The 12,539-nt window shown below is 38.8% G+C and carries 13 protein-coding genes; 2 read left to right on the top strand and 11 right to left on the bottom strand.

Translation table 11 applies throughout. The annotated features are described in order from the left end of the window. Nucleotides 1-2 precede the first annotated feature (2 nt). Both groL and FHS59_RS04575 read left to right on the top strand, forming a co-directional pair. Nucleotides 3-1,631 carry a chaperonin GroEL gene (gene groL / locus FHS59_RS04580; RefSeq protein WP_184493482.1) on the top strand — a complete coding sequence of 543 codons (1,629 nt, stop codon included), beginning with the start codon at nt 3-5 and terminating at the stop codon, nt 1,629-1,631. A gap of 175 nt (nt 1,632-1,806) precedes the next feature. Then, complete coding sequence (locus FHS59_RS04575; RefSeq protein WP_184493480.1) at nt 1,807-2,190, top strand: response regulator; 384 nt, start codon at nt 1,807-1,809, stop codon at nt 2,188-2,190. Nucleotide 2,191: 1 nt separating this feature from the next. Here the strand turns inward: FHS59_RS04575 and FHS59_RS04570 are convergent, their stop codons facing one another. The 11 genes from FHS59_RS04570 to FHS59_RS04520 form a co-directional block, all read right to left on the bottom strand. Continuing rightward, nucleotides 2,192-3,316, bottom strand: coding sequence for a serine hydrolase domain-containing protein (locus tag FHS59_RS04570; protein ID WP_184493478.1), 1,125 nt, complete (start codon nt 3,314-3,316; stop codon nt 2,192-2,194). A gap of 3 nt (nt 3,317-3,319) precedes the next feature. Next, on the bottom strand, nt 3,320-4,825 hold the full coding sequence (locus tag FHS59_RS04565; RefSeq protein ID WP_184493476.1) for a S10 family peptidase: 1,506 nt from the start codon (nt 4,823-4,825) through the stop codon (nt 3,320-3,322). Between the two features lie 135 nt (nt 4,826-4,960). Beyond that, nucleotides 4,961-5,368: a GNAT family N-acetyltransferase gene (locus tag FHS59_RS04560; RefSeq protein ID WP_184493474.1), complete on the bottom strand. Its 408-nt coding sequence runs from the start codon at nt 5,366-5,368 to the stop codon at nt 4,961-4,963. Nucleotides 5,369-5,655: 287 nt separating this feature from the next. Further along, the gene (locus FHS59_RS04555) at nt 5,656-5,937 is read right to left on the bottom strand and encodes a GNAT family N-acetyltransferase (RefSeq protein WP_184493471.1); all 282 of its coding nucleotides are present in this window, start codon (nt 5,935-5,937) and stop codon (nt 5,656-5,658) included. An 18-nt stretch (nt 5,938-5,955) separates the two neighbouring features. Then, entirely contained in the window at nt 5,956-6,375 is a 420-nt protein-coding gene (locus FHS59_RS04550) for a VOC family protein (protein WP_184493469.1), read from the bottom strand. A 16-nt stretch (nt 6,376-6,391) separates the two neighbouring features. Further along, a complete protein-coding gene (locus FHS59_RS04545) occupies nt 6,392-6,757 on the bottom strand; it encodes a DUF2116 family Zn-ribbon domain-containing protein (protein WP_184493467.1) in 366 nt (121 codons plus the stop codon). A gap of 69 nt (nt 6,758-6,826) precedes the next feature. Next, a complete protein-coding gene (locus tag FHS59_RS04540; protein ID WP_184493465.1) occupies nt 6,827-7,972 on the bottom strand; it encodes an aminotransferase class V-fold PLP-dependent enzyme in 1,146 nt (381 codons plus the stop codon). 27 nt (nt 7,973-7,999) lie between these two features. Next, nucleotides 8,000-8,497 carry a GNAT family N-acetyltransferase gene (locus FHS59_RS04535; RefSeq protein ID WP_184493463.1) on the bottom strand — a complete coding sequence of 166 codons (498 nt, stop codon included), beginning with the start codon at nt 8,495-8,497 and terminating at the stop codon, nt 8,000-8,002. Nucleotides 8,498-8,505: 8 nt separating this feature from the next. Continuing rightward, the gene (locus FHS59_RS04530) at nt 8,506-10,287 is read right to left on the bottom strand and encodes an SGNH/GDSL hydrolase family protein (protein WP_184493461.1); all 1,782 of its coding nucleotides are present in this window, start codon (nt 10,285-10,287) and stop codon (nt 8,506-8,508) included. A 39-nt stretch (nt 10,288-10,326) separates the two neighbouring features. After that, on the bottom strand, nt 10,327-10,905 hold the full coding sequence (locus tag FHS59_RS04525; protein WP_184493458.1) for a YdeI/OmpD-associated family protein: 579 nt from the start codon (nt 10,903-10,905) through the stop codon (nt 10,327-10,329). A gap of 115 nt (nt 10,906-11,020) precedes the next feature. Then, nucleotides 11,021-12,460 (bottom strand): alpha-L-fucosidase, encoded by a 1,440-nt coding sequence (locus FHS59_RS04520; protein ID WP_184493456.1) that lies wholly within the window; start codon nt 12,458-12,460, stop codon nt 11,021-11,023. Between the last annotated feature and the right edge of the window lie 79 nt (nt 12,461-12,539).

Genomic DNA, 12,539 nt, shown 5'->3' with positions numbered 1-12,539 from the left:
ATATGTCTAAGGAACTATTTTTCGACACTGATGCTAGAGACCGCCTGAAAAAAGGTGTTGATGCATTAGCTGACGCAGTAAAAACCACATTGGGACCAAAAGGTCGTAATGTCATTCTTGATAAAAAATTCGGTGCACCTACAATCACCAAAGATGGTGTTTCTGTAGCGAAAGAGATTGAGCTTGCCGAGCCAATCGAAAACATGGGTGCTCAACTTGTAAAAGAAGTTGCTTCTAAAACTGCAGACAATGCTGGTGATGGTACTACTACTGCAACTGTATTGGCTCAGTCTATCTTCAACGTAGGTATCAAAAACGTTGCAGCTGGCGCTAACCCAATGGATCTGAAGAGAGGTATCGACAAAGCTGTTGCTGCCGTAGTAGCTCAGTTGAAGACCAACTCTAAAGCTATCTCTACTTCTAAAGAAATCGCTCAAGTAGCTACTGTTTCTGCTAACAATGACGAAGAAATCGGTAACATGATTTCTGACGCAATGGACAAAGTAGGAAAAGACGGTGTGATTACTGTTGAAGAAGCTAAAGGAACAGAAACTGAAGTTAAAACTGTAGAAGGTATGCAGTTTGACAGAGGTTACCTTTCTCCATACTTCGTAACCAACACCGAGAAAATGGAAGCTGAATTAGAGCAACCATATATCTTGATTTATGACAAGAAGATTTCTTCTATGAAGGAATTGCTTCCAGTATTGGAGCCAGTTGCTCAGTCAGGTAAGCCTTTGGTCATTATCTCTGAAGATGTTGACGGTGAAGCTTTGGCTACATTGGTAGTAAATAAAATCAGAGGTGCTCTGAAAGTTGCTGCTGTGAAAGCTCCAGGTTTCGGTGACAGAAGAAAAGCTATGTTGGAAGACATCGCTATCTTAACTGGCGGAACTGTTATCTCTGAAGAAAGAGGTTTCAAATTAGAAAATGCTACTGTTGATATGCTTGGTAGAGCTGAAAAAATCAACATTGATAAAGACAACACTACCATAGTAAATGGTGCTGGAGATGCAAATGCGATCAAAGGACGTGTTTCTGAAATCAAAGCTCAAATCGAAAAAACTACTTCTGATTACGACAGAGAGAAGCTTCAGGAAAGATTGGCAAAGCTTTCTGGCGGTGTAGCTATCCTTTACATTGGTGCTGCTACTGAGGTAGAAATGAAAGAAAAGAAAGACCGTGTTGATGATGCATTGCACGCTACTAGAGCTGCAGTACAAGAAGGTGTTGTAGTAGGTGGTGGTGTAGCTTTGATCAGAGCTAGCGAAGCACTTGCTGACTTGAAAGGTCTTAACGAAGATGAAGATACTGGTATCAACATCATCAGACAAGCAATTGAATTTCCTCTTAGAACAATCGTTTCTAACGCAGGTGGCGAGCCTTCTGTAGTAATCAATAAGATCAGAGAAAACTCTGGAAACTACGGTTACAATGCTCGTACAGATAAATATGAAGATCTATTCTCTGTAGGTGTAATTGACCCTACTAAAGTGACTAGATTAGCTCTAGAAAACGCAGCTTCTATCGCAGCATTGCTATTGACTACAGAATGTGTCGTAGCAGATGTTAAAGAAGATGCTCCAGCAATGCCTCCAATGGGCGGCGGTGGAATGGGCGGAATGATGTAATTCATTCCAAATCACCAAAATTAAAGAGGAGACCTAACTGGTCTCCTTTTTATTTGCCTGAATATTAGACAAAACACTACCTAAAAATAAAAAAGAAATAAAATACTTTTTCTAGGATATGGAATAATTGTATTTTGCTAATATTAGCCCATAAATGATTATTACAAACCAATAAATGATTCACTTCGACGCCATTTTTCTCGTGGATGATGACCCAATCAATAACCTAATCAACAATAGATTATTGAGCAAAGTTGAAGTTTCTGAAACTATCGAAGAATTTTTAGAAGGCCAATATGCCATCAATAGAATCTGTGATTATAATTTAGATTCCAGAATTTTAATTTTTTTGGATATCAATATGCCCGTAATGAACGGATGGGAGTTTTTAAAAAAATATCAGGAGAATTTTCCTGATAGAGATGACACTATAATTATCCTTTCAAGCTCTATCGATTTTCAGGATAGACAAAAAGCGGATGAATATTCCATTGTTTCTGGCTTTTTAGAAAAACCATTGACATTGGACAAAATCAACATACAATTATCCAAATATTGATTTATTGAATCACGGGCCCCAATCGATCCCAAATATCTCTGATCAATAAAAAAGGCACCGCTAAATCTCCTGGTGCACCGCCCATTCTCACCACGACCATATTCTGAGAAGGAATTACCATTAAAAACTGACCATTTTTGCCCATAGCCTGATACATATCTGATGGAGCCTGAGGAATTAAACTTCCAGGAAAAACCATTTGGCTTTGAGGAACCATATACGAACTCTTGCCATTCAGCCAAGTCAAATAACCATAGCTATTGTTTAAATCCTGAGAACTCGAATATAAATCTTCGAAATAACCACTTTTCCAGAATCTCTCACCATCCCACTTTCCATTTGCCAGCAACAATAAACCAAACCTTGCCATAGACCTTGCATTGCTGTAAAAAACCTGATTCTCTCCGGTTTTCTGCCACATTCCCGACATCCCAATCTTAGAACCTAAGTTTTCTTCAAAGAAAGCCTGAAGCTTCATTCCTGTAGCTTTTTCTAACACCTTATCCAATAATGTATACGGTGCATTGTGATATGCCCAACGAGTGCCAGCTTCTGATTTAAAAACAAGACTAGCTGGGTCTGTATTGTCTTGGTTTGCAACTCCATCATCCAGTCCGGTCGTCATGCTCAATTGATGTAGAATGAGGATTTCACGTTCTTGACTATTTTCAAGAGATGTCCAGCCACTTCCAAGGTATTCCTGAGTTCGATCCTTGATGGAAAGCAAATTCTTTTCTTGAGCTAATCCTACCAGTGAAGCTGTCAAAGTTTTCCCAGCAGATGCCCAATACCAAAATGAGTTTTGATCCATTGGACCAAGTCCTGTCAATTTATCCCCCCAATATTCTTCTACCACAATTTTCCCATCCTTAAGAATAATAAAAGCACGGGTATCTTGGGTAGGAAGCCAGCTTAGAAGCTCCGCCAAAGCAGTTCCATCCCAGTTGAGACTTTGGTAATTAGTCTCATCCCAAACTGATGATTCCTTGGGAGGAAAATAAAGATCACCAGAATTTTTTGGTTGCTGAGCTTCAGTGCATGCTGAACTGAAAAATAACCAGCACCCAACTGTGACTTTTCCGACCAGATGGAAGCTATATTGAGACAGAAGGGTGCTGATTTTCATTTCTTATTTTCTTAATGTATCTGTAATAAATTCTTTCAAATCTGATCTGAATTTTGCCGCGGATGGCAAATGAGTATACATCATATGACCAGCTTCATAGTAAGTCATTTTGATTCTATCTGATGCAGATTTCGGCAATCCTAAATGCGAAATAGAATGCTCTACGCCATAAAATACTGTAGCCAAATCATAATACCCATTCATGATCAATACTTTCATATTTGGATCCTTGCTTAACGCATCTGCCATATCGGGTAGCGTGCTGATCGCGCCTGTTGTACCCCAATATTGATTTCCACTATGTGACCAATCCCACTTAAAACCCTCTTTGCTGTAAGCTGAAGGAGCATATAGCAAATCTTTACTTACTCCTAAGGCTCCGTGGAAATAATCTAAAAACAAACTTGTATAGGCAGGAGAAATCGCATCACTTTGCGGGTCAGTAAAGGCAGACATGGACATAAGATCAAGATTAATCCCTTTATATCTAGAATCGAGCCTTCCCACAGTCATCCCTTCATCTCTCAATAATTCCTGAAAAGTCTCCCCTGCATCCATTTTCAAATCGGCTCTTTTCCAAATCTCAGCATCAATGCCTGTATACCCTTCCAATTTTTGCGCTATTGCGTTTTTATCAGATTCAGAGAGTCGGTTTCCTTTAAATAAGGCTGGAGCATACTCGTTTTCTGTAAACTCCCTTACTTCCTGAACAAAGGATTCCAAATCAGCTTCTTTATTGGAAATTTTATCATGATATCTCGCGGTCACAGCTACGGTTGGTAAATAAGCGATATTGGAAATATCTTCATTTGGAACAAAGAACAATGTCCTCAGATCAAATACAGAAGAAACCATGATCACTCCATTTAGAGCATAACCTTGGTTCAACAAATAGCTCATTACACCAGCATTTCTAAATGTACCATAGCTCTCTCCCAAAATGTATTTAGGAGAATTAAGTCGATCATATTCCTTCAAAAACTGCATGATAAACAAACTCACACTTCTGATATCCTGATCTACTCCCCAAAAGTCTTTGCCAGTTGCTTCACCAATCGGCACACTGAGACCAGTGCCAATAGGATCCATCATTACGACATCAGCCACATCCAAAATAGAATACTCATTGTTAGCTAACTCATAAGGACCAGCCTGATTATAATTCGGATCATCAACCACAATTCGCTTTGGTCCCATGATTCCCATGTGTAGCCAATAAGATGAAGAACCAGGTCCACCATTATATGAGAAAATGATAGGTCTGTTTTTCTCTGGATTTTCTTTGAAATAAGCTGTGAAACCAAATAATGCTATCGGTCTATTTTGCTCATCTTTCAGTTCAAATGTTCCCGCTTTTGCATTGAGGTTGATCGTTTTACCGTCTATGGTTACAGACTGTTTCGACTCGAATACCTGTGCTTTTGGAAGTTCCTTTTCCGCAGCCGGCTTTTCCTGCGCTATCGCAAAGCCCGAAACAAGAAACAGAATTATTAAAAATCTGGATTTCATAGTATTTAGATTTAAGTTGAATGGTTTGGTTTAATCAAGATCAAAAAAACTCGGAAAAGGGTATTGAACCTGATCAACTGATTTCTTATGGGTGATTGGTTGGTTGGTTAAATTCAGAAGCAGTTTAACAAAAAATCAGGACATTGGCTCACCGGTTTTCAACTGATAACATCGCTCATGTAAGTGAAAGCCCAGTTTTTTGTAAAAACCTTCGGCATCTTCAGCGGAAAAAAGAAAAAGTCGGGCAGTAGGTGCAACTTCTCGGGTACAAGTCAGGATTTCTGTTCCTATCCCTTTTCCCTGATAACTCTTGATCACTGCAAGATCAGCCACAAAAGTTCGGTAGCAATAATCCGAAATACCCCGCATCAGTCCGATTAAAGTTCCTTCTTCCCTCGCGGTTACCCATAGATTTGTGCCCAAAATCATCTGATTTAAGAGCTTTTGGTCATCCATTGGTCTCCTTTTCCCCAATCCCGATTCATCCAAGACTTTCATGAATTCTTCAAGCGTGACCGTTTGTTCTGTTTGAATAGAAATCATATATTAAAGAATTAATTCAAAATTATGGGAGGCGGAGCAGGTTTTAGTTTATCCGGGAATCATTCCCTAAAAGACAATCGGAATTTAGGAAAAATCCGACCTATTCCTGTTGCTAAAGATTCATATTCCTATCAATCAAAAATTCATTTGGTAAACCTAAAAACATTGGATGAGTCTATCCAATTCAGGATTGAAAGGAAAATTAATCAAGAGAATTTTAGAAAATGGATTTTCAGAGGGATCTGGATCGGTGGACTTATCCTTTTCCTGATTCTTTATTTAATAAATTAAGTCAGCACATCCTGAAGATCTTTTCGCTTTTTGAATGTGGCTTTGGCGAATGGACAAAGTGGAAGGACTTTTATCTCTTCTTTTCTGACATAATCTACCAATGCTTCCAAAAGCTTTGCCCCTATACCCTGCCCTTTGAGGGATTCATCTACTTCTGTATGTTCGATGATCATTTTTTTTGATCCTGCCATGACATAGACCATTTCAGCGAACCGCCTCGCTCCTTCTTCAATAAAAAAAGAACCTTTTCTACCATCAAATTGATGTTGTATCTCCATATTAAATGTTTTCCAATTTTAACTTTCGGTTTTCTTTTCAACCATCTCGTCATACACCTCATTGACTGGTTCCCAAAGCTCGATGCTATGTCCATCTGGATCTAAAATATGCACAAACTTTCCATAGTCATAACTTGCTATTTCATCGAGAATGGTCACTCCTTCTTTCTTTAATTCTTCAACCAGTTCAACTAGATTTTCCACACAATAATTCACCATAAAATCTTTTTCAGAGGGCTTAAAGTAAGTGGTATTATCTTTCATTGGAGACCATTGTGTAAAGCCTTTTTGGTTTGGATTTTCGGAACTTCTCCACTCGAATGTAGTTCCATAGTCATCGGTTTGAAGACCTAAATGTTTTTTATACCAATCTTTTGTTTTGGCTGGATCTTTTACTTTGAAAAATATCCCTCCAATTGCAGTGACACGCTTTTTCATATTATCTGGATTAAGTTTATTCTATGCCTTTGACTATCAAAAACCAATCTCCATCCAATTCCAGATAGCCATAATCATAACAATAGTGATATTGATTCCCCTTTTTGTTGGTGTATAAATGTGTGATGTACTTAAAATTAAAACCAGCTCTCATCAACCTGTCCCGTGTAGTTTTACCAAGGTTTTCTCCATCCGGAATAAATTTCTCCAAAATATTTCGATTTCTCTTAAGCGCATTGTTTGTATTTCGGATCAAATTAGTGGTTAATGCAGTTTGCTGATTGTTGTAATTATTCCGGCAGGAATCATCACAAAACTTTTTATCTACTCTACCTCGAATAGGTTCACCACAATTCAAACATGTTCTCTTTTCTAAGCTCATTTTCAAAAAATATTCCTTAATCTAAGAATAAATAAGTTGATTATAAATAGTTAGCCTAGGATTTCAAACTTAATTTTTAATTAAGTCGATTAGTTTAATAATATCCGTTTCAGAATTGAAAACATTTACTGAGACACGCAAATTCTCACCTCTTGCAGAGAGATACACCTGATGATCTTCCAATTTTTGCTTTAAACTTGCCACATCTAAATGGCCAGGGAGTTTCGGAGCAATTAAATGAAATGCTAAAAATTCATCCTCCTCTACCACTCCACCAATGTCTTTGATATAATCTCTCAAGGGTAGATTCAGCTGTTTTGCATATTCTTGAATTCGTTCGGGTTTCCATTCGAGCAATTGTTCCAAACTTGCTTTAAGCATTGGCATCATGATAAAATTGCTGGTCTCACCGACATTAAATCTTCCTGCCCCAGGTTCATATTCGGATGCATAGTCCGAAAGAGAACCAAAATTCCTTGCATTCACTCTATTCATCCAAGACTCTTCTAGAGGAATTCCATCTTCGAATTTTTCCCCGATAAAGGCCAAGGCAATGGAATAAGGTCCTAAAAGCCACTTGTATCCGGCACAAACCAAAGCATCAATTTTATACTCCTTCACATCCATGGTCATTGCTCCCACAGACTGGGTGCCATCCACTATAAAGTAGGCTCCAACCGTTTCACATTTTTCGCCTATCTCCTTCAGGTTAAACTTCACCCCACTCATCCAGTGGATTGAGCTGATCAAAACTACTGCTGTATTCTCGTCTATGGCCTCAATGATTCGTTGATTCCAACTTTCTCCTTTTTGAATTGCCGAAGGATCCGATTCTACGATCTGCAATGCTGCACCATTTTCTTTAGCCCATCTTTCCATAGAAAAATAACCGCTTGGGAACTCATCCTTCACTACAATAGCCTTCTTTTTCAATTCGGCTTTGATGTTATTCAAAACAGAGGTAAAACCGTAAGATGTTGAAGGCATTACCGCTACTTCACTTGGTCTACAATTCACCAGTTTCCCGAAGGACATTCTCACCTCCAAAACTCCATCAAAGAAGTCATCCGGCTTTAAATCAAAGGGGTTTCGTTGTTTGATAAGAGACTGAATTCCTGCTTCTTCGGAGGATCTCAACAAAGGAGCACGATAAGCATTATTTAAATAATGAACTTCTGGTTTCAGGTTAAAAAGTTCTTTTTGGCATGAAAGCATAGCTTATTTTTTTATCAAAATGGTGATTTATTCTTCAAGGCTTTTAAACATAATATAGGTATCGACAAATCCTTTTTCAGGATGTCTAAATCCTTTTGGGGTAACTCCGATTATGGAGAAACCAAATTTCTTCCAAAGATGTACGGCCGCTAAATTCGTGCTGACCACACAATTAAACTGAATTCCGGTATATCCTTTTTCCTTTGCAAAGGAAATCGAATGTTCGCAAAGCATTTTCCCTAATCCCTTCCCATGATGATCGGGATGTACCATGTACCCGCAATTGGCAATGTGATTTCCTAAATCAATCTGATTTGGCTTGATGAAATAAGTTGCCAGTATTTCCCCAGTTTCATTCTCCAAAAGAAATGTATCCATTGAGCTGGCAAACCAAAGATCTGAAAGCCTTTCCTTGGGAGTTTTTGGGTCATAAACATACGTATCCCCAGATTGAATCACCTTCGAAAAAATCTCCCAGATTCCATCTAAGTCATTTTTAAAGTCAGCATGACGAATAAGACTCATTCCACTTTTTAATTATGAAGTATAGGTACCAATTCTTTCGCTATTACTTGATAGCCTGCTTCATTTGGATGCAAACCGTCTGAGAAAAGTGATTCATTTAACACCCCATCAGGTGACAACAACCCTTTCCCAACTTCCAAATAGGCACAATTAGCCAAATCGGCCATTTGCGAAATTTCCAGGTTGATCTGAGAAACTTCTTTTTCCAGTCCTCTTCTCGGAAGCAAACCAACCATCACGATTTCACTAGAAGGTTGACGCTCCTTTATTTCCTGTATCAGATTTTTTAACCCTAGAATTATTTCTTCTTGGGTATTAATTTGAAAGTTATTCGTCCCGATCATCAAGATGATCTGATTTGCTTCAAAGCCATCCAATTCATCATGATAGATTCTCCAAAGTACATTTTCTATCCGATCCCATCCATAGCCAAAATTCCGAACACCGGCAGGTTTGAGCATATCATTCCAGGAGTTAGGCCCATTTACCGTTTTGATTTTAGGTTCACCTCCCCAGAAGTTAACTATGGAATTTCCGAAAAGTAAGATTTTCGGAGGATCGTCATGATTCATTTTAAGGATTTCCTGATGCCTTTCCTCCCATTTATAGACGGCGATATCCCTGCTTTGGCTGGTGGAAATGGTAGTGGAAATATCACCTTTTTCTTGGTTCAAAACCTCTAAGATCAATGCCTCATAAGCAGCCGCATACTCTTCCATTCCTATGTCATTGGGATGAATAATATCCACAAATGAATCAAAACCCAGTCCCAGTTCCTCTTTTTCCAACAAGTAAATCCCTGTCACACCCTCATTCTTTAATTGCAAAAAAGCCTTTTTATACTGCTCATTGAGCCTTTTCACCAAATCATCATTTTTAATATTGACAAATGCATCCGCGTATCCAACATGCTCCGTCAAAATAATAGGCACATCAGGACGCTTGGATTTCAATTGCCGAACGGCATTTATGGTGAGGTTATAAATATCATCCCGGTCAGGACTTAAATTTGGAAGGCAATCCAAAATATAAACCTTGGCATCTATCTCCGTCAATAATTCCAGAACCTCCGGTTCCATTTTACCATTTCCAGAAAATCCCAGATTCAGAACGGGTCTTTCCAATTTCCTTTCCAGGATATTGGTCCAGGCCATTCCCGGTCTTGTAGCACAAGCTCCCTGACAAATTGAGGTTCCATATGCGACAATTGGTTTCTCTTTACGTACTGGCAACACTTCAAAGAAAAACTCCTCACCAACTCCTATTTCCAGATTTGAAACCTCATTATAAAGTGGTAAAAACAACTGGTATTCACGACCAAACTTGGCATATTTTGGTGATTCATCATTGATGATAAAAATGTATTCTGAATCCTCTTTGATAGAGTATTTCCCCCAAGCGCGCAGCCATTCTCCATCATAAGATTTGCTGTAAAGATCCAAACCACTTACGCCTGTTGCAGGCATATGAGGCATAGCGATTCCTCTTGTCACTTTATATCGAACCTGAATAGAATCAGCATTACTCCAAAACCGAATTGACAGCCCGGCGGACTGCTTAGAAAGATTCCAAACCGCATCTCTCACCTCGTCCTCAGCACGCGCTGGAAGTCGGTGGTAAATGGAAGGAACCTCTGAAGCCCAAGCCTGACCAGAAATAACCGGGAATTCACTTTGGGATGGATTCCACCAAGTGATTTTTCCTTCTTGCTGTGCAAATGAGTGGAAATCAAAAACCAGTAGAAAAATAAAAACAGAAAAAATTCTAAGATTAATTTGGCTGTATTTCATCGATTTCGGGTTTGTTCAATTTAGGTTTTAAGATCATTTCTAATCTTGAAGGCCTTTTCCTTCAAAAATTTTAGGGATATATTTTTCAATTCTTGATTCTCTGGTTTTAGCTTGTTTAGCTTGCGAAAAATAGAGTAAATATCCTCTTTGTCTTCCCGGAGTTAGACTTTCAAACGCTTTTTTCAATTCAGAATCATTCTCCAATCTGGCCTTGAGTTCATCAACCATTGGAAATTCAGAGGTTTCTTTCAGTTCAACTTTTAATCCTGCTTTTTCTACTTCGATCGCTTCAAAAACATATGCTTTTATGGAAGCTTTTAGGTCTTGAATTTCTTTCAATTCTGTAAACCTCATCTGCCTAGCGGCTTGGACATTTTTGGTTTGTTGGATCAAAATCCCCTCTGGATCTTTTAGAAGAGCTCCTTTATGAAAGAGGATCGCACAATATTCTTTGAAACCATGAATTAAGACCACATTGCTTCCTCGAAAAGTGTAGCAAGGCACTCCCCATTTTAACTCTTCAATCAATCCACAATCAAGAATAATAGACCTTAAAAGCAAATACTCCTTTCGCCATTGGGAAGGTTTTTCGAAAAAGAAATCAACTTTTGGGTTCATTGGGAAACTAGTAAAAATGAAACATCGATTTATGAAATCGGAGATCAAGATAAAAAAATAGTCAGCCAAATAAACCTGACTGACTATTCAAAAATGATATTATCTAAATCTCCTTTTAATTTCCTTCGTATTTCAAGACAATTGCCGCCCCTCCAGAAAGCTTTTTCTGAAGATTTTTTGGAATTGAAACTACGGTCTTTCCATTTTCGGATTTCCATTTTAGAGATTGGCTTTCTCCCAAAACCGTGATTTTACTTCCTTTTTTTGGATCATTCACTTCGAATGAAATGCTTGACTCAAGCTGCTCTCCTTCTTCCAATGGCAAAATTGCAAACAACTCATTTGCTTTGCCTTTTGTGAAGTAAAGCTTTCCATCTTTGAAAGTTTCGATCGCTCTGGTGTTATAAATTCCTTCTCCATTTACATCCAGCCACGCTCCGATTTCTTCCAATCTTGAAACTTGCTCAGGCAAGAAAAGACCATCGGCGGTCGGCCCAACACCCAACAATAAATTCCCTCCTTTTGCTACAATTTCAATCAACAAATGGATGACTTTTCGGGATGGCTTGAATTTATCATTTGGCACATAACCCCAAGCACCTCCTAATGTGATGCAGCTTTCCCAAGGATCTGGAGACATCTCTGCCGGAATTCCCTGCTCTGGAGTTCTATAATTTTCAAAAGGACCATGCACTGTTCTATCTACAATCAGAATTCCTTCCTGATTCTCTCTTACCATTTCGGCTACTTTAGGCATGTCGATTTCCTGACTGAATTCAGGAATCGGAGCTCCCCAGCTTAACACTTCCTCATTGACTGTTTCCAGAGGACGAACCCAGCCGCCATCCAGCCAAAGAATGTCAATAGCTCCATAGTTGGAAGTGATTTCATTCAGCTGATTATGAGTGAATTTCACAAACTGATTCCATCTCCAAGGGTGTTTTCGAATATCATAATTAACATTTCGGTCAGGAGTTGCCCGATAATCCCACCAAAAATACTGAGAATGCCAATCCGGTTTGGAGTAATAGGCTCCGATCATCATGTTCTTATCTCTGAATGCATCAAAGACATATTTCGCGACATCGGCTTTCGGGTTGTTTTTGAAAGGGCCATTTGAAATTTTATAATCCGTAAACTGGGTATCAAACATGTTGAATCCATCATGGTGCTTGGTGGTAAAAACCACGTATTTCATGCCTGCTTTAGCAGCTGCATCTGCCCACTGAGTTGGGTCAAATCCCTGTGGATTAAACTTCTCGCTCAATCCCCAATACCACTTTTTATAATCCTCATAGCTTTGAGTAGTGTCTCTTCGGTTGATCCAATCTTCATTGACAATACTCCAAGACTCAACGATTCCAGGGACTGCATAAATCCCCCAATGAATTAGAATCCCGAATTTCTGATCTCGCCAGTGTTCTAATTTTTCAACCACTTTTGGGTCTGTGGGATATTCGTATTCAGATGAGGTCGGATGGATGGTATTTTGAGCTTGCGCTCCAAAAGCAAAGGCGATGAGTATCACCCATGTCCAAAGGATTTTGGAAAACATAAATTCTAATGAAAATTGAAATGAAACATCTTGTGCTTTTAACAACAGCTAAAGGTAAAATAGATTGATTTAGGGCGCA

The organism is Algoriphagus iocasae, assembly GCF_014206875.1.
GTDB classification, from domain to species: Bacteria; Bacteroidota; Bacteroidia; order Cytophagales; family Cyclobacteriaceae; genus Algoriphagus; species Algoriphagus iocasae.
The sequence above is the reverse complement of the archived record's forward strand: the minus strand, read 5'-3'. Positions and strand labels throughout refer to the sequence as shown.